Genomic DNA, 20,396 nt, shown 5'->3' on the forward strand with positions numbered 1-20,396 from the left:
CCCGCGCGTTGTGAATGTCACGCTAGAAAACCCGGAGGTGTGGTCAAACGGCACAACTGCCGGTCGCGTTGACGGCACTATTACCTACACGGGGTGGGGCGCGCCCCACCCCGCGGACGGGGGCGCTCTCCAGTGCCCTTTCCCGCCGGTCTCGCGACCCTGAAGGCATGACGACTGGGGGAATTTCACTCGCTCGGCTGCACCGCCCGCTCGTGGTGCTCGCGGGGGCGATGGCACTGCTGCTCGTGGTGTCGGCGGTGGGGCTGGTGTTCGATGATCGCACGCTCGTCAACGCGCCGCTGTGGGCGAAACCGTTCAAGTTCGCGGTGTCGGTGGGGATGTATGCGCTGACGCTCGCGTGGCTCCTCACACTGCTGCGGCGCGGCCGGCGGGCCGGGTGGTGGATCGGCACGGTGTTCGCCGTCGGCATCGGGATGGACATGGCGCTGCTGGTGTGGCAGGTCGTGGTCCGCGACCGGACGCTGCACTTCAACAAGGCGACACCGAGCGACATCACGATCAACAACGTGGTGGCCACGGGCGCGTTCACGGCGTGGGGTGCTACCGCCGCGGTCGTCGTGCTGCTGCTGTTCCAGAAGTTGCCGGACCGTGCGCTGGCGTCGGCGCTGCGGTGGGGGACGGCGTTGTCGGCGGTGGGGATGGGCCTGGCGTTGCTGATGTTCACGGCGACGCCGGACCAGAAGGCGATGTACGCGGCGGGGGAGCGGCCGCCCACGTTCGGCGGGCACACCGTGGGCCTCGCCGACGGCGGCCCGGGCCTGCCGCTGCTCGGCTGGAGCACGGTGGGTGGTGATCTGCGGATCCCGCACTTCGTGGGCATCCACGCGATCCAGGCGCTGCCGCTGATCGCGTTGGGCCTGGCGGCGCTCGCGCGGCGGTATCCGGTGCTGTCGTCGGACCTCGTGCGCCGGCGGCTGGTGTGGACCGCGGTCGTCGGCTACGCGGGGGTGCTCGCTCTGGTGACGTGGCAGGCGTTGCGCGGCCAGTCGATCGTCCGGCCGGACTTCTGGACGCTGTCCGCGGCGGCGGGGCTGATCGTGGTGGTGACGGCGGGAGTGGCGCTGTCGCTGCGCTCACCGAGAGTGCATGCTCTGACGGAATTCTGAGATCTTTCGGGTAGGGATGGTCCTGCGTTTTCCGGGTCGGACAAAGGACGGTGCGATGGTCTTTCCGCAGGCGGTGCTGGACGCGCTCGGTTCGGAGCCGGACGCGGTGGCGTTCGAGCACGGCCCGCGGAAGGTCACGCGGGGTGAAGCGCGCGACCTGATCGGCCGCTTCGTCGCCGCCCTGCGGGGCGCGGGCGTCTCGCGCGGTGACGGCGTCGGGGTCGCCACCGCCGTGACGCCCGAGGGGTGGGCCGCGCAGATCGCCGCGCAGACGCTGGGGTGCCGCACCGTCGGCATCCGGGCGGGCCTGCCTGTCGCGCACCTGCGGACGGTGGTGGGCGACCTGGCGGCGGTCGTGGTCGACGAGGCCTCCGAGACGCCGGAACTGCGCGCGACGGCGGCGGGGGCGAAGATCCTGCGGGTCGGGCCGGAGTTGTTGTCGGTGTTCGAGGAACCCGTGCCGAGCGGGCGGCCGTCCGACATCGGCTGGGTGGTGTTCACCAGCGGCAGCACAGGGTTGCCGAAAGGCGTGACGTACAGCTTCGAAGCCTTGACGGCGCAGGGGATCGAGCAACGCCCTGAGGAGACGCCCGCGGATCTGGCCGCGCGGTACCGGCGTTTCCTGCTGTTCGGCACCTTGACGAGCGCGGTGATGATCACGCACTTGCGCTCGTGCCTGCTGGCGGGCGGGACGGTGGTGATTCCCGAGGCGTTGCCGGATTTCCCGTGGATCCTGCCGCGCCTCGACATCACGGCGGCTCTGACGACGGTGCCGCGGCTGTACAAGATCCTCGACGTGCTGCGGACTTCGTCGGTGGATGTCAGTTCCGTGCGGATGCTGGTGGTAGCCGGCTCGCCCGTCGCTCCCGGCCTGATGGCGGAGGCGTTTTCCCGCGTGGGGCCGGGAATGCAGCAGGCGTACGGCCAGACCGAGGTGGGCAAGCTGACCGTGCTGACGCCGGCCGACGTCGCCGCGTTCCCGGACGCGCTGGGCTCCGCGGGCCGCCCTTGCGCGGGCGTCGAGATCTCCGTGCGCGACTCCTCGGGGACTGACGTTGAGGCCGGCGCTTCGGGTGAGATCTTCGTCCGGTCGGCCGGCCAGTTCTCGGGCTACTGGGGCAATCCTTCGCAGACGGGGGAAGTCCTGCGCGACGGCTGGGTCCGTACGCAGGACATCGGCCACGTCGACGCTGACGGTTTCCTCCACCTGACTGGTCGGACTCGCGACGTCGTGATCGTCAACGCGGTCATCCACTACACCGGCCCGATCGAACGCGCCCTCGCCTCGCACGCCGACGTGGATCAGGCCTACGTCGTGGCGGCTCCCGACCCTTCCACCGGCGAAGCGGCGCACGCTTTTGTGGTCCCGGCTCCGGGGCGGGTCCCGGACGTGACCGAGCTGCGCGGTGTGGTGGCAGGGTTCGTCGGCGAGGCGGCGGCGTCGGTGAAGGTGATCGACGAGGTGCCGGTGGCCGCGTCGGGGAAGCCGGACGAGCAGGCGCTGCTGAAGCTGGTGTAGGGGTGCGGCCGATCTCGCTACTCAGGCGAGATTAGATTTCCGAATATCAATCAAGGTTGCGGCCGGCCGAGACATCTGGCTGCTCGCTTATCCGCATTTCGCTGCTGCTCTGAATTCCTCGTTGAGGGTGCTTGAGCCGTTTGGCGGCAACTTTCGAACGCGTGCCTGTCAGACGTCCGAGAAAAGAAATTTTTCCGTTATGACCGAGTGGCTATCGTTGTAGGGCTGCGAGGTGCAGCTATCGTCAATCGGCGGCAGTCCATTACGCGCATACATTTTAACCTGGATGGTATTAATGATCCGGTGCATTTTGCTGATAGTGGAATTGGCGTGGATCCGCGGGTCGACTATGAGGGATTGACCGCCTGGGAATTGAACCAGATCCGCCAGAACCCCGACTGTTGGAGTAGGGTGACCTTTTACCGGGGTGGTCGAGCGTTGGAGGAAAATCCCTTTGAGTGACGAACCGAAGACGTTGTGGTCGAGTGACCGAGATCTTCAGCTGTGGCACTACGGGGTCGGCCACTTGCAGCTGTCCTTGCGGACTCCGTGGTCGGACGACTACCCGGACGTCGTTCGACTGGCGTTCTCCAGTGTTCTGAGAGTCGAGTTGTCGACGCACTACCGCGGTCCGGTCCGGCTCCTGTTGGTTGATCGGCACGGGCCTTACCCGGAAGCATTGAGCAGGCCCGCGAAGCTCGTGGAGATCCACGGCGCCGACGCCGAGGGCTTTCTGGCGGCGGGCACGATGCGGATCACGCGCGAGACGCGCGAGGGCACAGTGCTCGAGGTCCTCGTGTCGGAGAACATGTCGTCGGAGTGGTAGCGACCGTTCAGGGCCGACCGAAGGCTGCGCGGAGGGCTGCGACGTCGGCGAGGTCGTGGGGCCTTGGTTCGTAGCCCTCGTGGAACAGAAGTTGTTGCGCCACCGACAGGCACGGCACTGTGACGCCGTCGATCTTCCCCGTGACGAAGCAGCCCACCGGGTAACGGAAAAGGCCGCCGGTGGAGTCGGCCTCTTGGGTGGCCGAGCCGTCGTCGGTGAAGTGCAGCGGGTGCAGGTCGAGAGAAGCGCCGTCGGGGCGGGTGAGGACGAAACGCACCGGGCGGAAGTTCGCGGACTCCGTGAAGTCGTTCAGCGCGGCCAGAACCGTGGGCTCCTCCTCGAACCGGTGCAGCAGGTCCAGGTCCGAATGCGCGCGGGTTTCGCGGCCCAGCAACGCATCGACACCCCAGCCGCCGGCGATCCAGGCGTGGCAGCCGGCAGCGCGCAGACGGGACAACACGTCCAAGGCGATCTCGGCGGTGAGCACGGAACCGAGTGTGCCGAACCGGCCCGGCCGGCGCATCGCAATAAACGAGCCGCCCGACGCGGCGGGCGGCTCGCTATTGCAACGGAGTCAGACGCCCGCGGTCTGCTTGATCCAGTCGCGGCTCGCGGCGACGCTCGCGTAGTTCTGGGTGCCGTTCTTGTCGCTGCCGGAGTTCTCGCCGGTGGAGCACACACCGACCTGCACGCCGTCGGCGAGCTGGGGGCCGCCGGAGTCGCCGTGCCAGGAGGCACCCGTGACGCCCTCGCTGGTGATGGCCGTGCCGTTGAACGCGTCGGTGCCCTGGCCCGTGACCTTGACGTCCGCGGTCTTCAGCGTGTCGGACGGCGGGTTGTTGCCCTCGGTGCGGCCCCAGCCGTAGATCTGGTTGGTGGCACCGGTTTCCGGGTCGGCGTCGCCGAGTTTCATGAACGTCGCCTCCACCGCGGACGACAGGTGCAGCAGCGCGATGTCCCCGTCGGGAGAGGCCTTCTGCTGGTCCACGGCCGCCTCGGTGCCCTGGCCGAGCGCCACGTTGCCGACCTTCACGTGCATGCCGGGGGCGTTCAGGCAGTGCTGCGCGGTGAGCACCCACTGCGCCGCGATGATCGTGCCGGAGCACTCGAAGCCGCCGAAGTCCGTTGCGTCGTCCCAGAAAACCTGCGCACCCCACGGCGCCGAGCCCACCGTCTCCCCGCCGATGATCCGCGGCCCGGCCGCGCTCGCCGCCCCCGCCGACACGACGCCGAACACCGCGGCCGCCCCGGCCACCACGGCCACTGCCTTCGCGAAACGCATGTAAGCCCCTCTACGTTGATGAAATGATTTCACCAACGTAGGCGGCATGTGGAAACTTGATAACCTACTTCAGTCGGGTCTCGCACCGACGGAAGTAGGGTGCTGACAACGTTGTGCCACCGGGAGATCGTGGTCGTAGGCGTGGACGATCTTGCCTCAGAGGTGTCCCGCGGTGAGGGGCGCGCACGGATTCGCGGTTGTGTGGGTCCGTACCGTTGGTTCTGGCGAAGGCGTTTGTTCGGGGGTCGTGATGAGTGAGTTCCGTTGGCCGGACTGGCTGCGTTGGCCGCGCAGACCGAACATGGAGCCGGTCATCGAGCCGGTCATCGAGCCGGTGGTCTGGCGGTCGATCAAGGTTTCCGCTGAAGCCCGGGCTTGGCCGCTCTGGGTCCACGACCCGAACCTGTCCGGTGTCGACAATGTCGACCCTGCCTCACCGGAACTCGGGCTGACCCCGGACCTGGCCCGCGATCTCACGGCCTGGCAACACGACTGGGACGCCATCTTCGACTGGGACGATCCAGGCTCGGCAGCCTTCCCCTCGGACGAGGCCGAACGACTCTTCGATGAACGCGGCTGGGAACTGGCCCGACGGGTGCGGCGCGAACTCGACGAAAACTGGGACGTGACCTACAGCAGCGGTTCGCCCAATGGCGAGGTCGACATCCGGAACCCGGCGACACCCCTCTGACATGACTCAACAGATACGGCTGGCCGATGCCTGAGTTTCATCGATGCCTACGCCTTGTGGTGGCGGGTCCCATTCCCTGCCGCCACAAGGAATGTCGTGCTGATCTCTTCAACTTCAATGTGATGAGGTCACGTTCCGTGATGGTGGTGCGCGAGCATCGCGAATGAAATCCAGCTGTACTGCGTGACCGGGGGCCCGCCCCCAGTGAGGGGTTCGATGCTCTCCTTTCGCGAGTGTCCGCCGACGGTCCGGAATTTCGCGTGAGTGACCGCAGTTCCGGCGACGGGCGGCCCTACGACTCCACGGGTTTCGTCCACGCCACCTGCACTAGCCCCGTGCCATGCCGACGCGACACCAGCGTCCCCCGGCCCGGGGGCTGCGGCGAAGGCTTCACATCCCCCAGCAACGGGCCCTCCTCCTTCGTGCCCGACATGATCAGGCCCGGCGAGCCCAGTTCCCGCACCCGCTGCAGCACCGGCTCGTACAACCCCCGCCCCGCCCCACCGGAAGCGCGGGCGATGATCAAATGCAGGCCGATGTCCCGAGCCTGCGGCAGGAACTCCAGCAACGGCAACAACGGATTCTTCCCCGAAGTAGCCACGAGTTCGTAGTCATCGATCAACACATACAGATCCGGTCCCCGCCACCAAGACCGCGAACGCAGCTGCTCCGGCGTCACATCCGGGCCCGGCAACCGGTTCCGCATCGCAGTCGCACACTGGCCCACCAGGTCCGTCAAGGTGTTCTCCGCGCCGGCGTAACCCAACAGGTGCGGCTGGTCCACGGCGCCCAAAAGGCCCCGCCGGTAGTCGCCGACCAGCATCAGTGCCTGGTCAGGAGTAAACGCGGCAGAGATGCCCGACGCGATGGCCCGCAGAAGAGAACTCTTGCCCGCCTCCACATCCCCGAACGCCAGGAAGTGGGGATCCGAAGAGAAGTCCAGGTGAACCGGCCGCAGGGTCGACTCGGCGATGCCCAGGACAACCCGCCCGGAGGGCGCCGCGGGAAGCGACTCCAGAGGCACCTCGGAAGGCAGCAAACGCACCTGCGGAGCACGAGAACCGGGCCATGCGGCAGTAATCCGACGAACCAGATCCAGGCCACCGGCACCGATCGTCTCCGGGCGCTGGTCACCATCGACACGCGGCAGGGCGGCGAGGAAGTGCAACTTGTCGGCAGTCAGACCACGACCAGGCCGATCAGCGGGAACGTTCAGAGCCACCTTGCGATCGATGGAAGAATCCGCCGGATCACCCAGACGCAGCTCGAACCGCGTACCGATCGCGTCGCGCAGCTGAGCCCGCACGCCGATCCACTGGTTCACCGTCACGATCACGTGGATGCCGAAACCCAGACCCCGCGCGGCAAGCCCGGTGATCTGTTCCTCCAGCTGCTCGTACTCCTGCCGGATCGTGGTCCAGTTGTCCACGAAGAGGAACACGTCACCGAACTCTCGGCCGTCGGTGCTCTCGACCAAATCGGCACGCCGAGCACGGAACGCGGCCATCGACTCCAGACCCTGAGCCGCGAAGAACTCCTCGCGCTGCTCCAGCAACGTCGTCAGTTCGGCCACCACACGCCGGCAACGCTGGGCATCACGCCGCGTCGCGTAACCCGAGACGTGGGGCAGGCCGGCGATCGGTGCCAACGCGCCGCCGCCCATGTCCAGCACAAAAAGCTGCACTTCCGAAGGGGTGTGGGTCAGGGCGAGCATCGCCGCGATGGACTTCAACAAAGTCGACTTGCCGCTTTGCGGTGCGCCCACGACCAGGGCGTTGCCGGCCGCGCCGGAGAAGTCGGCCCAGAGCATGTCGCGGCGTTGTTCGAAAGGTTTGTCCACCAGGGCGACGGGGATGGTCAGCTTGCCGTTGCCGCCCCAGCCCAGCGGACACAAGCCGCGAGCAACGTCCGTGCCCAGTGGTGGCAGGAGCTGGTCCAGGGTGGGTGGTTCGGACAGCGGCGGCAGCCAGATCTGGTGGGCCTCCGGGCCGCGGCCTTCCAGACGGGAAAGCATTGCGCCGATGATGGTTTCCCCGGTGCCCTTCTCGACCGTCTCGGCCACAGGAACCGACGCCGCCAGCGGCACCTCCACTGCCTCGAACGTGAACGGCAGCACCCCCACCTGCTGTCCGTCCTCACGCACGATCGTGCTGCGCGGCGGAAGCTCACCGGACACGTAAGCAGCCTTGAACCGCGTCAAAGTGTCGTTGTCGGACTTCAGATACGCCGACCCGGGCACCGGCGGCAGGTGATACGCATCGGCCACCCCGAGCACCGCCCGGCTCTCCGAAGCGGAAAACGTCCGCAGCCCGATCCGGTACGACAGGTGGGAATCGAGCCCGCGCACCCGGCCCTCCTCGAGCCGCTGCGAAGCCAGCAGCAGGTGGATCCCCAGCGAACGCCCCAGCCGGCCGATCGCCACGAACAGGTCGATGAACTCGGGCCGCGACGAAAGCAGCTCGGAGAACTCGTCGATGATCACCAGCAGCGACGGCAACGGCTGCAGCGGCACCCCGTCGGCGCGCGCCTTCTCGTAGTCGCGCACCGACGCGTAGTTCCCGGCGGAGTGGAGGAGTTCCTGACGCCGCAACAGTTCGCCGTTCAACGCGTCGGCCATGCGGTCGACGAGCGTGAGGTCGTCGGACAGGTTGGTGATCACCGCGCACACGTGCGGCAGCCCGGTCATGCCCGCGAACGTCGCGCCGCCCTTGAAGTCGATGAGCGCCAGGTTCAGCTTCTCCGACGAGTGCGTCACGGCCAGCGCGGTCACGAGCGTGCGCAGCAGCTCGCTCTTGCCCGAACCCGTCGCGCCGATCACCAGCCCGTGCGGGCCCATGCCGCCCTCGGCCGACTCCTTGAAGTCCAGCTCCACCGACCGGCCCTCAGGGTTCACGCCCAGGGGAATGCGCAGCCGGTCGCGGGCCGCGCGTGGCGCCCACGTCACGGTCGTGTCGGTGTCGCGCGGGTCGCCGATGCCGAGCAGCCCGGCCAGCCCGAACGTCGCCGACATCGGCTTCTCGCTGACCACTGCCGTGCCCTGGTACAGCGGCGTCAGCGTGCGCGCGAGCGCCTCCGCCGCGCCGCGGTCGAGCTGGTCGGGTGTGCCGAGGAAACCCAGCCGTGCCTCGGTGCCGCCGTCGAGCACGACCATGCCGAGCTGGTCGGGGGCCACGTGCAGGCTGAGCAGCTGCTCGTTCGACGCGGCGCGCGGCTGTTCTCCGCCGACCTCCAGCACGGTGATCCCGAGCCGGCCCTCCTCGGCGAGCAGCCGCGGCTCGCCCTGGGTGCCGCCGCCGTCGACCACGACCACCACGTGCGGGAGGTCCTGCGGCGTGCCCGGCCGGCGCGTGAACGCGGGACGGTCGCCCAGGTCCGGGCCCAGCAGCTCGGCCAGCTCCACCGGGCCGGACGCCACGAGCCGGCGCCGGCCCGTCGCGTCGGTCAGGGCGGGCGCCGTGGCGTGCGGCAGCCACTTCGCCCACTCCCAGTCGTGCCGCCGGTCCGGGGCCACGCAGAACGCGACGCGCAGGTCGGTGGGGGAGTGGAAGGTCACCAGCTGCGACAGCAGCGAACGCGTCATCCCGAGCACCTCGGGGCGCCGGCCCGAGAGCGTCGTCGCCGCGTACGAGCGCAGCGACACCGAAACCGGCAGGCCCTCCACAGTGGAGTACGTGCGGATGAAGTACTTGAGGTTCGTCGACGAGACCGGGTCGAGGTCCTCCAGCGGCACCGTCTGCGGCGCGCGCAACGGCGTCGCGAGCGGTTGCGGGCCGGTGGCCGCGCGCACCAGCGCGAAGTGCCGGTCGCCGCGGCGGCGATCCCAGTACTGGCCCGTCTCCACGTACGCCCACAGGTCGGCCGGGTCGGGCTGCTGCGCGATGAGCGCCGCGCGCTGCTCGTCGGCGACCGCGCGCACCTTCGTGCGCAGGCCGGCGAGGTAACGCTGGTAGTCGCGGCGCTCCTCGTTGATCTGCGCCTTCTTGGCCATCCCGCCGCGCCCGAGCGACATCACGACCATGCCGCCCATCGCGGTCACGAACAGAGCGCCGAAAATCCAGGTCATCACCCCGCCGTCGCGTCCGATGTAGACGAACGACATCGCGCCCATGCCGAGCATCATCGGCAGGAACATCATGAGCTGGACCAGCCCGCCCGAGCCGCTCTTGGGAAGCATCGGCGGGGACTGCAACATGATCTCCCCGGGCTGCTCGCCGAGCAGGTCCAGGCGGTCGACCGACGGGCTCATACCCCGTATTTTCGCCACCACCGCGGCCGTCCTGGTGGGTACTTTTGCCGTCCGCTCGCTGCCGGAAGCGCTTTTACGCTCTGCCGAGGCCACCCCCACGGGGGAGGCAGCACGCCGCACCCAGGAAGGAGAGCCATGGTCACCGCGGGCGAGTACCGGGCGGAACCCGAGGCCATGCGCTCGATCGTGGGCAACGTCGGCGGCATCGTCGCCCACGGGATCAACGCGGTCGCCGACCTCGAGAAACTCGTGGTCCAGCCGACGTCGTTCGCGGCCTTCGGCAGCGCCGTCGCGGCGGCCAACTCGGCGCTGCAGTCGACCCAGGTCACGGCCGTGCGCACGCTGTTGCAGCTGCTGCAGCAGATCAACGGCCTGGTCAAGACCAGCGCCGACGCCTACCAGGCGGCCGATGAGGCCGCGGCGAGCGGTTACGGCGGCGGCACCTCCACGGCGGCAGCGCCCTCGTCGTCGATCTGGGGCACCCCGCACGCCGGCGAGCTGGCCACCATCGCGATCAACGACAGCGCCGGCGCCCACGGCGAGCCGAGCTCCGTCGGCAACGTGCTGCGCTATCTCGGCGACGCCGACCTCGGCAAGCTGGGCGAGCACCCGATCACCGACGCCCGCTTCCACGGCGTCGCCGACTTCAACGACTGGCTCGCCGGAGACGCCGACAACCAGGCCCGGGTCGGCCTGATCGAGGTCTACGCCGGCACCGCGCGCACCTTCGGCGACGTGCCCGGCGGCGTGCACGCGGGCGACGTCGTGGTGGTCGAACCCCTGCTGTTCGCCGACTCCGGCCCGGTGATCGGCGTGGCCGGCGACGGCGGCGCCCTCTACAACCACGGACTCGTCGACCCCGGCCTCGGCGGCCTGGCCAAGCTCAGCGTCTACCGGCCCGCATCCGTCTGACTCCCGACTCCCGAGCAAGTGAGGTCCGATGCTGACATTCCCGAACTCCAGCGCGATGGACGCCACGGCGTCCTCGGGCGGCCCGATCACCACGCTGCCGCAGATCGTCACCGGCCAGCCGGAGCAGATCGCGAAGCACGTGCTCGACCTGCTGCACAAGGCGAGCGAGTTCGCGTCGCTCTACACCGAGCTGAGCAAGGCGGCCGACCAGCTGGGCAAGGTCTGGTCCGGCACCGCGTCGGAGTCGGCGCTGAAGAAGATCACCGATTCGCTCGACCAGCTCACGAAGATCATCGGCGTGATCGAGAAGGGCGCGCAGCTGCTCGGCGTGTCGGGCACGCTCGTGAAGACGGCGCAGGAGGCCTACCGTTCGGTGGTCTCGGCGGTGAACCCCACCGTCGCGTCGCTCATGTCGAACTGGTGGACCTACGGCGCCGCCGTGGCACTGTCCACGGCCACGAGTGCTTCGCTGAAGGCGTTCATCACGGCGATCGGCGCGCTGCTCAAGGCGCTCGGCGCGGGTGACCTCGCGAACCAGATCACGCAGGTCGCGCAGATCATCGGCGAGATCGAGAAGCTTTTCCACGGCGGTGACGCCGGTTCGGCCGCCGCGGCCGGCGCCACCGGCAACACGGCCGTGTCGAGCACCCCGGTCACCGCTCCGCAGGCGCCGCCGTCGGTGGCGAGCGCGGCCGGGCAGCAGACGATCGCCGGTGGCACCGGCGGCGGTGTGGGCGGTGGGGCGACGGCGCCGGCCGGGCAGCCGCCGTTCACCAACTACACGCCGCCCGCGCTGGCCGGGACCACGGGAACCACCCCGACCACACCGGTGACGGCCAACGGCACTCCGCTCGACCCGGCCAACAGCTGGATCGCCGTCGACCCGAGTACTTCGGCGCCGAGCACGACGCCGATCCAGCCCACCGCGCCCACCGCTCCGCCGGGCGGCACCGTCAGCCCGATCGCCCCCGCCGGCGCAGGAGAGGTCGTGATCCACACCGACCTGTCCACCGGCCAGTCGACCGTCGAGGCGCCCGCCGGCCAGGACCTCGACATCAACCTCGACCTCACCTACAACGGCCAGCACTTCCAGCAGCACGTCGACATCGACGCGAAGGGCGCCTAGGCCATGGCCGTCGACGCCTCCGGGGTCGTCAGCTCGGTCCTGTCGTCCTACCGGCAGGTGCTGGTCGAGTGCCAGCGTCGGGTCACGGGCGACCCGGCGGCGCTGAACACCGCTTCGCAGCAGTGCGGTACGCAGGCGTCGACGGTGTCCGGCAAGGCGACCGAGATTTCCCAGGCGGCCAAGGACCTGCACACCGACTGGGACGGCGCCGCCTACACCGCCTACGCCACGGCCGCGCAGAAGTCGGCCGACGAGCTCACCGAAGACGCCACCTTGCTGGCCGACCAGGCCAAGCGCCTGGCCTCTGCCGCGCAACTGCTGCAATGGGCCCGCCAGGCGCTCGACTCCGTGCTCGCGCAGTTCGACCAGTACGGCGCCCAGCTCACCAGCCAGGCCAAGGCCGCCAACCCCAACGCCGTCGGCGCGTTCATCTCCGCCGCGCGCCAGCTCGGCGAGCAGGCCGTCGCGATGGCGAAACAGGTGGCCGACGAGCTTTCCGAAGCGCTGGCACAGCTTTTCCCGCCCGAAGGAGTCGGCCGGCTGGAACACGAGCTGGGCAAGTGGAGCACGGGCGCGCTGAGCTGGCTCAACGGCGAACCCCTCGACGGGCGCAAACGGCCGCGCACCGTGCCCTCGTGGTTCGGCAACTCCGGCTGGAAGAAGCTCACCTGGGACGGCCTGCGGGGCACGCGCGCGCCGAAGAAGGCCGACACGCCCTTCGGCCAGCCGGAGCCGGAAACCTTGAAGGACAAGGCATTCAAGAACACCGAGATCACCTACCTCAAGACCAAGCACGACCAGGACGGCTTGTCTCCCGAGTACGACGGGAAGATCACCTCCGAAGGCTGGGACGCCAAGGCCTCGGGCCACGCCCAGCTCGCCGCGCTCGACAAGGACGTGGACGGCAAGCTCGAGTACGGCGTCGCGGAGGCCCAAGGGAAGGCCTCGGTCTTCGCCGGCGGTGAGGTGAGCGGTTCGGCGCAGCTGGGTGCCCACGGCTTGGGGCTGCACGGCAACGCGTTCGTCGGCGGCAAGGTCGAAGGCGAGGTCTCGGCCGACGTCGCGGGCGTCGGGGTCGGCGCCAACGGCACGCTGCAGTACGGCCTCGGCGCGCAGCTCGACGGCCAGGCCGTGTACGACGCGGGGCACATCAAGGTGAACTTCAAGGCGGGCGTCGCGCTCGGCCTCGGCGCGGGCGTGGGGGCCAAGATCGACATCGACCTGCCGAAGCTGGGCCACACCATTGGCGAGTACGGCGGCGCGGCGGTCGACGCCGTCGGCAGCGCCGCGAACGAGGCGGCGGACTACGTCGGCCACACGTGGGACGACGCCGTGAACTACGTGGGATCTTGGTGAAAACACCGTGACTGTCCCTGAAACCGTCTCGCTCCCGCTGGGTTTCGACGTCCCCGAGGGGTGGATGCCGCTCGACCCGGCGGGGGCGGGCGCGCCGGGCGTCGCGTTCGTCGCGGTGCACCCCGAAGCGGGCTTCACGCCCAACATCACGCTCGGCGTGCGTCAGCGCCCCGACCCGGCAACGCTGGCCGAGATCGCCGACGAGGCCGTGGAACGCCTGGGCCGCACCATGGCGCTGCTCGACGTGGTGAGCCGCCACGACGTCGGCGACACCACCGCACCCGGGCTCACGCAGGTGCTGCGCATGCGCACCGGCGAGGGCACGGATCTGGTGCAGACACAGGTGTTCCTCACCGTGCCGGGTGCCGACGGGCCGATCGCGCGCGTGGTGCTCGAGCTCGTCTTCACCGCCGAACCCGAGGCGGCGCAACGCCTCACGCCCGACTTCCGCCGATTCGTCGCCGGCGTGCACGTCCGCCGCAACCACCCCGCAGGAGAAGGAGAACAGCTGTGACCGACCCGTACGCCGTGCCGGACATGGACGAGCTGCTGGCGCAGGTCCGCCGGCAGACCGAAGAGGTGCAGCGCATCCAGCGCTCGGTCGAGGCCATGGAGGTCAAGGCGGCTTCGCGGCAGAACGAGGTCACGGTGTCGCTGCGCGGCGACGGCCGTTTCACCTCCATCGACATCGACCCGCGTGCGATCCGCGAGTACGACGCGCGCAACCTGTCGGAGATCGTGCTCGAGGCGGTGAACGCGGGCCTGCAGAAGCTGGCCGAGGCGAGCAGCGCGAAGTTCGCCCCGGTGATCGAGGCGTCCAGGTCCGTGCAGTGAGCGCCCCGGCGCTGGCCGGGTCCACCCGGCGCGTGACGATCGTGACGCCGCGCGCCCGCGTGGACGTCGCGCTGCCGCAGCAAAGCACGTTCGCGGAGCTCGTGCCGCAGCTCGTGCGGCTCGCCGGTGCGACGGGCCAGGCCGCGGCCGAGCACCCGGGGTGGGTGCTCTCGCGGCTCGGCGGCGCGCCGCTCGCGCTCGGGCTCACCGTGGCCGCCGCGCAGGTGCGCGACGGTGAGGTGCTGCACCTGACTCCGCGAGAACGTCCGCGCGGACCCCTGCTGTTCGACGATGTCGTGGACTCGATCGCCAGCGTCGGCGACGCCGCGTCCACCGCGTGGGGCCCTCGCATCGCGCGGCGCGCGGGCATCGCGGCGGCCGTAGTGCTGCTGGCGGCCGGTGGGCTGCTGGTGCAGGCGTCGACGGCGGGCAGCGTGCTGGCGCCGATCGCGACGGGGCTGTTGTCGCTGATCCTTCTGCTCGGCGGCGGCGCGTTGAGCCGCGCCTACGGTGACTCGGGCGCGGGTGCGGCCGGTGCGGTGGCGGGGGTGTTCGTCGCACTGCTGGCGGGGATGTCGATCCTGCCACCGCATGGCGTGATCTCCCTGTCGGCCGGTCCGTTGGCCGCGGGTTTGGCCGCGGTGACGGTGTACGGCGTGCTGGCCGCGGTGTCGGTGGCCGACCGGCTGCCGATTTTCGTGGCCATCACGGGTTCGGCCGGTCTTGGTGCGCTGACGACCGGCGTGGTGTTGCTGTCCGGGGTGACGCCGGTCGCCGCGGCGGCTGTCGCTGCGGTCTTGGCGACGGCGTTGGCGGCCGTGACGCCGATGCTCGCGCTGCGCCTGGGCCGGCTGCCGCTGCCGCGGGTGCCGGACGACATGGAATCCTTCCGTGCCGACGAACAGCCGTCCCTCGGCGCGGAGGTCATCGGCCGGACCACGTATGCGCAGATGTTGCTGACGGCGTTGCTCGTGGCTTTGGGTCTCGTCGTCGTGGCTTCGGCGGTGACGCTCGCCGCTTCGGGCGGGCCGTGGGAGGCGGGGCTGGCGGCTTTGGTGGGCGTCGCGTGGGTGCAGCGATCGCGTTCCTACGCGGGCCGGCAGCAACGCCTGGCGCTGGCCGGTTTCGGCGTGGTCACGGTGCTCACGGCCGGCGCGTGGCTGATCGCGACCGACAACCGCACGCTGCTTCTTGCTGCCGGCGCGGCTTTGCTGATCGCCGCCGTGGTCTGTCTGGTGTACGCGACGCGGGTGGCGAAGGGCGTGCGGTCGCCGTATTGGTCGCGTTTGCTGGACGTTTCCGAGTTCCTGGTGCTGCTGGCGTTGGTGCCGTTCGTGGGGATGATCGCGGGGGTGTACGAAGCCGTGCGTGGCTAGGTAGTCGCGGTCACGAAGTGGGTGCGGCCGGGGACGACGCCTCCGGGCTGGGGGTGGAGACGGCCGTGGTTCGCGTCCGCAGCGCCGGGGGCGGTGAGGTGGTCCGCGGTCCAGCCGCCGGCTCGGCACAGCGCGGCCGGGTCGTCGGAGCCGAACGGTGGTGGGAAACCGTTGTCGGCGCACCACTTGCGGTAGGGCTGCATGGCGGGGGAGTCGAGGCCGGTGGTGCCGGAGACGTCGGCGGCGAAGCGGCTGCCCGGCGCAGACAACTGTGCCGCGGTCTTCAGCAGCGCGACGATCTGGTCTTCGGCGAAGTAGAAGAACAGCCCCTCGGCGAGCCACAGCGTTCGCGCGCCGGGTTGGTAGCCCGCGTCGAGCAGAGGCGTGGCCCAGTCGGCGTTGAGGTCGGCCGCGACGGTGTGGCGGCGGCACCGAGGGGCGGCCTGCGCGAGGACGGGTTCCTTGGTGGCGAACACTTCCGCACGGTCCACTTCGTACCAGTCGAGCGTGGCCGGCAGGTCCAGCCGGTACGGGCGGGTGTCCAGGCCCGCGCCCAGCAGCACGACCTGCGTTACGTCCCGTGCTGCCGTGGCCAGGTCGTCGAACCAGCGGACGCGGACGGGGAGGTACGGGTTCTCGCCGCCGGTGGCGCGTTCGGAGGCGGCCATCGTCGCGAAGCCGCGCTCTCCGGCCAGTTCCCGGGCGAAGGGGTCGTCGAAGAGCCGGTCCGCGCGCTCGGACTCCCGAGCGCGGGCGGCGGCGATCCAGAAGGCACTGCCCACGGTCATGGCGCCAACCTACCTAGGACCACCAGGTGGCCGAGCCGACCGTCGTGAAGCCGAGGGATTCGTAGAGCGGTTTGCCGGGTTTGGCGGCGGTGAGGGTGACGGTTCGTCCGTCCACTTCGGACAGCACGGTGTGCATGAGGGCGCGGCCGACGCCGCGGGAGCGGTGGGCCGGCAGGGTCGTGACCCAGTAGAGGCCGACGGCCGCGCCGTCGTCGATGACGAGGCAGGCGCCGGCGGGTTCGGCGTCGCGGGTCACGAGCCAGGTGGTGACGCCGTCGCGCGCCAGCAGGGCGGGCGGGAAGACCTCGCCGCGGACGTAGGGCTGGTGGCGCCCGAGCGGAAAGCCGTGGACGACCACGTTTTCCACCGTCGCGAGCAGGTCTGGGGTCTCGACGCGGAGGGCGCTGCGCTCACCGAAGCCGGGGCCCGTGCGGGTCATCACGGGCAGCTGGCGCGACGTGAGGCCGAGCAGCGACATGTCGACAGTGCCGTACGCGTCTTCGACCAGGACAGTTGGCGCGTTCTTCGCCAGCTCGGTGAGCTCGGCGACGTCGTCGGCGCTCGGGGTGGCGGTCCTCAGCACGATCCGCATCCCGCTGCGCTCGCTGCCGTGCACGCACACGAAGCCGGGCCGCGTGGTCACGGCGTGGCCGCGGCTCTCGGCGACGATCGTCCAGAAGGCGGCCGCGTTCGCCACCGCGAGGTTGAGCGCCATGCGTTCGACCCTAACCGGCCGGTGGCACTCTCAGAAGGGCCGATTCAGGCCGGCGAACGGAGGGCCAATCGGACTGGCTGACTTGAGCGTCCGGAGCACCGGCGCCGTCTCGCAGGTGCGGATGCCGTCGATCGTGCCGAGGCGTTGCGTGAGGTACCGGTGCAGGTCGGACGCGTCGGTGCACAGGGCGTGGGCGAGCAGGTTGGTGGGACCGGTCGTCGCGGCGACGACCGCGAGCTCGCGGTGCCCGGCGAGCGTCGTGCCCACCGCGTCGAGGTCCGCCGGCGCGACGGCCATCCACAGCAGCGCCTGCGTGGTGGCGCCGAAGAGGCCCGCGTCGATCTCGACGTCGAAGAACAACGCGCCGGCCGCCCGCAGGTCCGCGAGCCGCCTTGCGACGACGGCGGGGGAGCGTCCGGTGGCGGCCGATAGCTCGGCCTGGCCGGCGCGGCCGTCTTGGCCGAGTGCGGTGAACAGCGGTGTGTCGGCTTCGGTGAGCGGGACCGGGCTGGGGCTGACTTCTTGGGTCAGCCGCGCTTGCTGCTCCTCGGTGAGCCCGTCGACGCGGCCCTGCCACGCGGACGGGCCGCCGAGGTAGGTGTGCAGCATCCGGTGCGCTGAGACGCCGGTGATGCCCGCCGTGCGCGGGATGTCGCGCAGCAGCAGGGAATGGTCCCGGTCGGTCGGCGTGACGACCACCGTGCAGATCTCGGTGCCGCCGCCGGCGAGCTTCACCCACGTCGTGTCCGTGCGGCGCACCAGAGCCGTGGCGACGCGCTGGGCCACGCCGGGCACCACGGTCAGCCGCACGAGCCACTGCGCCTGCCCGGTGCGGTGCGGGTCGGCGAGCCCGACCACGCGCAGGCCCGCCTCCGCGCGCAGCCGCCGGTAGCGGCGCGCGACGGTCTGCGTCGAGACGCCGAGCACCGCACCGATCCGGGCGAACGGCGCGCGGCCGTCGAGCTGGAGGGCGTGGACGAGAGCGCGGTCGAGGTCGTCGAGCATGGAGTAATTCTGCGCTCGATCGGGCACTGGTGGAATCTTTGTCCACAAATCGTCTTGTGGCTGGAACGATCTCGCTGCTCTCCCCAAGCTCGGTGGCATGCCGAATCACCACCGCTGGGCCGCACTCGCCGTCCTGCTCGTCGCCGAGGCGATGAACTTGCTCGACGCGACGATCGTCCAGGTCGCCGCACCCGCGATCCACGCCGAGCTGGGCGGCCCGGCGACCACGATCAGCTGGTACAGCGCGGCGTACACCCTGCCGTTCGCCTTGCTGCTCGTCACCGGCGGCCGCCTCGGCGACATCGCGGGCCGGCGCCGGGTGTTCCGGATCGGCGTGGCGGTGTTCACGCTGGCCTCGGCGGCGTGCGCGCTCGCGCCTTCGCCGGTGCTGCTGCTGGTGTTCCGCGCGATCCAGGGCGCCGCGGCCGCGCTGGTGATCCCACAGACCATCGGCCTCATCCGCGCAATGTTCGACGGCCCGGACCGCGCCAAGGCGCTCGGCGCGATCGGTCCCGTGATGGGCCTCGCCGCCGTGTGCGGCCCGGTCCTCGGCGGCGTCCTCACGCAGGCCTGGTCGTGGCGCGCGGTGTTCCTGGTGACGGTGCCGCTGGGGCTCGCGGTGTTCGCGGCCGCGGGGCTGCTGGTGGAAGACCGGGCTTCGGCGCGGCCGCGCCTGGACCTCGTCGGCACCGCACTCGTCGCGGCGGGTGCGGGCCTGGTCGTCTACCCGCTCGTGGCCGGCTGGCACCTCGGGATCTTCGCGGGTGGCTTGGTGCTGCTCGTGGTGTTCGGCTTTCACCAGCGTTGGCGCCGCGACCGCAGCCCCCTCATCGAAGCCGGCCTCTTCCGCGACGCGGGTTTCCCCGCCGCGCTGCTCACTTCCGTGCTGTTCTTCGCGGTGATGAACGGCCTCATGCAGGTCGTCGTGCTCCACCTCCAGGTCGCCGAACACGCCGGCCCCCGCACGGCGGGTCTGACGCTGCTGCCCTGGTCGGCCGGCCTCGCGGTGTCGTCCTGGGTGGCCGGCACCTACTTCGTGCCCCGTTTCGGAGGGCGGTTGTTGTTCGCCGGCCTCGCCCTCCTGGCGGCCGGCGTGGCGGGCCTGGCGGCGGCGTTCGCGGCCGGTTGGTCACCACTGGTGCCCCTCGCCGTCGGCGGCTTGGGGATCGGGCTGTTCACCGTGCCGTTCTTCACCGTGGCCCTGCACCGTGTGCGGCCAGAGGAAACGGGTTCGGCCGCGGGCCTGCTCAACGCGGTGCAGCAACTGGGCGCCACCCTGGGCGTCGCGTCTCTCGGCAGCGTGTTCTTCTCCGCGGGCGCGCCCACCGCGTGCTGGATCGCGGTGGCGCTGCTGGCCGCCGCCGCGGTGACCGGCGTCGGGATGACCCGCGATCAGGTCAGGGCGAGCGGGAGCGTCCGCCGGACCGCAGCTTCGTGACCCCCATGCAGTGGAACGGCCGAAACTCCTTGCACCACCGGCGTTTCCGCACCCGACCGGGCCCCTACGCGCAGCGTCACATCGATGCGTTCGCGGCCGCCCGGGGTGCGGCGCAGGGTGGCGGACGTGGCGGTGAACGCGGCTTCCGGCACGGAGAGGCCGAGGATGCGGGGCAGGTCGCGCGTCGAGCGGGGGCGGTAGCAGGACTGGGTGGCGCCGGCCCAGGACCAGGCGCGCCAGCCGTCGCCGTCGGTTTCCAGGGGTACCGGCGAGGCGGGGACGCCGAGGGCGACGCGCAGTTCCGCGGTCAGTTCGCCGGCTTCGAGCACAGTGGACGGATAGCCCGCCTCGGCCAGCGCGACCATCAGGCTCAGCGCCGCGCTCGCCGTGCTGCGCAGTGCGCCGAGCTCGCCGCCGCCGCGGGCGAGGGCGGCGATGGGGGCGTCTTCGGGGCGGTAGCGGACGGCGAGCCAGCGCGCGCGGTAGACCTGCGCGCCGCGGGGCACGGCCCAGGTGAGCAGCTGCACGGCGGCGAGCGGGATGTCGGTGCCGTGGAAGGACTTGCGCAGGATGGCGAGCAGCGCCTCGGCCGGGGGCTCGCTCGCGCCGGGCGTGAGGCGGACGATGGCGCTCCAGTCGCCGGCGACCTCGGCGACACCGAAGCGGTTGCCGGCGCGGTCCACGTGCTGGCGCACCCGCACGGGCCCGGCAACGCGGTGCAGCGGATCGGGGCTGTCGCGGCGGCTGTCGTGGCGCCGCAGCCGGTAACCGAGCCACGCGCCGGCCCACGCGGCGAAGTGGCGGCCGCCGACGCGCACCGACGTGGTCAGCACCAGCACCCCCGCGACTGAGGCCACGGCGATCCGCACCGGCTGCGCGACCCCATCCATGGCGAACACCAGCAGCACCGCGATCGCCGCGAGCTCCCACAGCCCGGCCTGCAGCGGCCGGACCGGCAGCAGCCACGGCAACGCGGCGGTGCCGGCCCGCGAAGCCGGCACGGTGACGGCCACCGGCGCCGGCGGTGCTGACACGGACACAGGCGTCCCCTTCCCCGGGCGGTACCGGCGACGCTAGCGCCCCACACACCGTCGCGTGGGCGTAAAAATTACCCTCGTCCTCCGCGCTCGTGCGCTCCTACGCTCGCGCCCGGAA

General features: G+C 70.6%; 18 protein-coding genes. 11 read left to right on the forward strand and 7 right to left on the reverse strand.

Features of this window, described 5'->3' with window-relative positions; translation table 11 throughout:
• Positions 1–167 precede the first annotated feature (167 nt).
• The 3 genes from K1T34_RS29235 to K1T34_RS29245 all read left to right on the forward strand — a co-directional run bounded on the left by K1T34_RS29235 (position 168) and on the right by K1T34_RS29245 (position 3,472).
• Positions 168–1,127 carry a hypothetical protein gene (locus K1T34_RS29235; protein WP_220237979.1) on the forward strand — a complete coding sequence of 320 codons (960 nt, stop codon included), beginning with the start codon at positions 168–170 and terminating at the stop codon, positions 1,125–1,127.
• A gap of 55 nt (positions 1,128–1,182) precedes the next feature.
• Positions 1,183–2,646: a class I adenylate-forming enzyme family protein gene (locus tag K1T34_RS29240; RefSeq protein WP_220237980.1), complete on the forward strand. Its 1,464-nt coding sequence runs from the start codon at positions 1,183–1,185 to the stop codon at positions 2,644–2,646.
• A 454-nt stretch (positions 2,647–3,100) separates the two neighbouring features.
• Positions 3,101–3,472, forward strand: a complete 372-nt coding sequence (locus K1T34_RS29245; protein WP_220237981.1) for a hypothetical protein — start codon at positions 3,101–3,103, stop codon at positions 3,470–3,472.
• A 7-nt stretch (positions 3,473–3,479) separates the two neighbouring features.
• On the opposite strand, the gene K1T34_RS29250 is transcribed toward K1T34_RS29245, so the two are convergent.
• Positions 3,480–3,959, reverse strand: a complete 480-nt coding sequence (locus tag K1T34_RS29250; protein WP_220237982.1) for a nucleotidyltransferase domain-containing protein — start codon at positions 3,957–3,959, stop codon at positions 3,480–3,482.
• A gap of 87 nt (positions 3,960–4,046) precedes the next feature.
• Positions 4,047–4,754 carry a trypsin-like serine protease gene (locus tag K1T34_RS29255; protein ID WP_220237983.1) on the reverse strand — a complete coding sequence of 236 codons (708 nt, stop codon included), beginning with the start codon at positions 4,752–4,754 and terminating at the stop codon, positions 4,047–4,049.
• A gap of 250 nt (positions 4,755–5,004) precedes the next feature.
• Here K1T34_RS29255 and K1T34_RS29260 point away from each other — a divergent pair, with 250 nt between their 5' ends.
• A complete protein-coding gene (locus tag K1T34_RS29260; protein ID WP_220237984.1) occupies positions 5,005–5,445 on the forward strand; it encodes a hypothetical protein in 441 nt (146 codons plus the stop codon).
• A 292-nt stretch (positions 5,446–5,737) separates the two neighbouring features.
• Here the strand turns inward: K1T34_RS29260 and eccCa are convergent, their stop codons facing one another.
• The gene (gene eccCa, locus K1T34_RS29265; RefSeq protein WP_220237985.1) at positions 5,738–9,691 is read right to left on the reverse strand and encodes a type VII secretion protein EccCa; all 3,954 of its coding nucleotides are present in this window, start codon (positions 9,689–9,691) and stop codon (positions 5,738–5,740) included.
• 135 nt (positions 9,692–9,826) lie between these two features.
• On the opposite strand from eccCa, the gene K1T34_RS29270 reads away from it, so the two are divergent.
• Genes K1T34_RS29270 through eccD form a run of 6 tightly spaced genes read left to right on the forward strand, consistent with a single transcriptional unit; the run spans position 9,827 to position 15,295 of the window.
• A complete protein-coding gene (locus K1T34_RS29270) occupies positions 9,827–10,603 on the forward strand; it encodes a WXG100 family type VII secretion target (RefSeq protein WP_220237986.1) in 777 nt (258 codons plus the stop codon).
• 28 nt (positions 10,604–10,631) lie between these two features.
• Complete coding sequence (locus K1T34_RS29275) at positions 10,632–11,729, forward strand: WXG100 family type VII secretion target (protein ID WP_220237987.1); 1,098 nt, start codon at positions 10,632–10,634, stop codon at positions 11,727–11,729.
• A 3-nt stretch (positions 11,730–11,732) separates the two neighbouring features.
• Complete coding sequence (locus K1T34_RS29280) at positions 11,733–13,085, forward strand: hypothetical protein (protein WP_220237988.1); 1,353 nt, start codon at positions 11,733–11,735, stop codon at positions 13,083–13,085.
• A gap of 7 nt (positions 13,086–13,092) precedes the next feature.
• Positions 13,093–13,599: a hypothetical protein gene (locus K1T34_RS29285; RefSeq protein ID WP_220237989.1), complete on the forward strand. Its 507-nt coding sequence runs from the start codon at positions 13,093–13,095 to the stop codon at positions 13,597–13,599.
• Positions 13,596–13,919, forward strand: coding sequence for a YbaB/EbfC family nucleoid-associated protein (locus K1T34_RS29290; protein ID WP_220237990.1), 324 nt, complete (start codon positions 13,596–13,598; stop codon positions 13,917–13,919). The genes K1T34_RS29285 and K1T34_RS29290 overlap by 4 nt, the downstream gene beginning before the upstream one ends.
• On the forward strand, positions 13,916–15,295 hold the full coding sequence (eccD, locus tag K1T34_RS29295; RefSeq protein WP_220237991.1) for a type VII secretion integral membrane protein EccD: 1,380 nt from the start codon (positions 13,916–13,918) through the stop codon (positions 15,293–15,295). The genes K1T34_RS29290 and eccD overlap by 4 nt, the downstream gene beginning before the upstream one ends.
• Here the strand turns inward: eccD and K1T34_RS29300 are convergent.
• From K1T34_RS29300 to K1T34_RS29310, 3 genes are read right to left on the reverse strand one after another with little or no spacing between them, the layout of a single operon-like run.
• Positions 15,292–16,083 carry an SAM-dependent methyltransferase gene (locus K1T34_RS29300; RefSeq protein WP_220237992.1) on the reverse strand — a complete coding sequence of 264 codons (792 nt, stop codon included), beginning with the start codon at positions 16,081–16,083 and terminating at the stop codon, positions 15,292–15,294. The two genes, eccD and K1T34_RS29300, sit on opposite strands and share 4 nt — an antisense overlap.
• 13 nt (positions 16,084–16,096) lie before the next feature.
• Positions 16,097–16,798, reverse strand: coding sequence for a GNAT family N-acetyltransferase (locus K1T34_RS29305; protein ID WP_220237993.1), 702 nt, complete (start codon positions 16,796–16,798; stop codon positions 16,097–16,099).
• Positions 16,799–16,828: 30 nt separating this feature from the next.
• Entirely contained in the window at positions 16,829–17,803 is a 975-nt protein-coding gene (locus K1T34_RS29310; RefSeq protein WP_220237994.1) for an Lrp/AsnC family transcriptional regulator, read from the reverse strand.
• A gap of 97 nt (positions 17,804–17,900) precedes the next feature.
• On the opposite strand from K1T34_RS29310, the gene K1T34_RS29315 reads away from it, so the two are divergent.
• Entirely contained in the window at positions 17,901–19,241 is a 1,341-nt protein-coding gene (locus K1T34_RS29315) for an MFS transporter (RefSeq protein WP_220237995.1), read from the forward strand.
• On the opposite strand, the gene K1T34_RS29320 is transcribed toward K1T34_RS29315, so the two are convergent.
• The gene (locus K1T34_RS29320) at positions 19,196–20,281 is read right to left on the reverse strand and encodes a type VII secretion protein EccE (protein ID WP_370643396.1); all 1,086 of its coding nucleotides are present in this window, start codon (positions 20,279–20,281) and stop codon (positions 19,196–19,198) included. The two genes, K1T34_RS29315 and K1T34_RS29320, sit on opposite strands and share 46 nt — an antisense overlap.
• Positions 20,282–20,396: the final 115 nt, after the last annotated feature.

Origin of the sequence: Amycolatopsis sp. DSM 110486 (assembly GCF_019468465.1) — a bacterium.
GTDB lineage: Bacteria > Actinomycetota > Actinomycetes > Mycobacteriales > Pseudonocardiaceae > Amycolatopsis.

Bases quoted from the DNA above. Each gene is read 5' to 3' on its own strand.
- K1T34_RS29235 (WP_220237979.1), top strand. From the start codon at position 168: ATGACGACTGGGGGAATTTCACTCGCTCGGCTGCACCGCCCGCTCGTG.
- K1T34_RS29240 (WP_220237980.1), top strand. From the start codon at position 1,183: ATGGTCTTTCCGCAGGCGGTGCTGGACGCGCTCGGTTCGGAGCCGGAC.
- K1T34_RS29255 (WP_220237983.1), bottom strand. From the start codon at position 4,754: ATGCGTTTCGCGAAGGCAGTGGCCGTGGTGGCCGGGGCGGCCGCGGTG.
- K1T34_RS29260 (WP_220237984.1), top strand. From the start codon at position 5,005: ATGAGTGAGTTCCGTTGGCCGGACTGGCTGCGTTGGCCGCGCAGACCG.
- eccCa (WP_220237985.1), bottom strand. From the start codon at position 9,691: ATGAGCCCGTCGGTCGACCGCCTGGACCTGCTCGGCGAGCAGCCCGGG.
- K1T34_RS29270 (WP_220237986.1), top strand. From the start codon at position 9,827: ATGGTCACCGCGGGCGAGTACCGGGCGGAACCCGAGGCCATGCGCTCG.
- K1T34_RS29275 (WP_220237987.1), top strand. From the start codon at position 10,632: ATGCTGACATTCCCGAACTCCAGCGCGATGGACGCCACGGCGTCCTCG.
- K1T34_RS29280 (WP_220237988.1), top strand. From the start codon at position 11,733: ATGGCCGTCGACGCCTCCGGGGTCGTCAGCTCGGTCCTGTCGTCCTAC.
- K1T34_RS29300 (WP_220237992.1), bottom strand. From the start codon at position 16,083: ATGACCGTGGGCAGTGCCTTCTGGATCGCCGCCGCCCGCGCTCGGGAG.
- K1T34_RS29305 (WP_220237993.1), bottom strand. From the start codon at position 16,798: ATGGCGCTCAACCTCGCGGTGGCGAACGCGGCCGCCTTCTGGACGATC.
- K1T34_RS29310 (WP_220237994.1), bottom strand. From the start codon at position 17,803: ATGCTCGACGACCTCGACCGCGCTCTCGTCCACGCCCTCCAGCTCGAC.
- K1T34_RS29315 (WP_220237995.1), top strand. From the start codon at position 17,901: ATGCCGAATCACCACCGCTGGGCCGCACTCGCCGTCCTGCTCGTCGCC.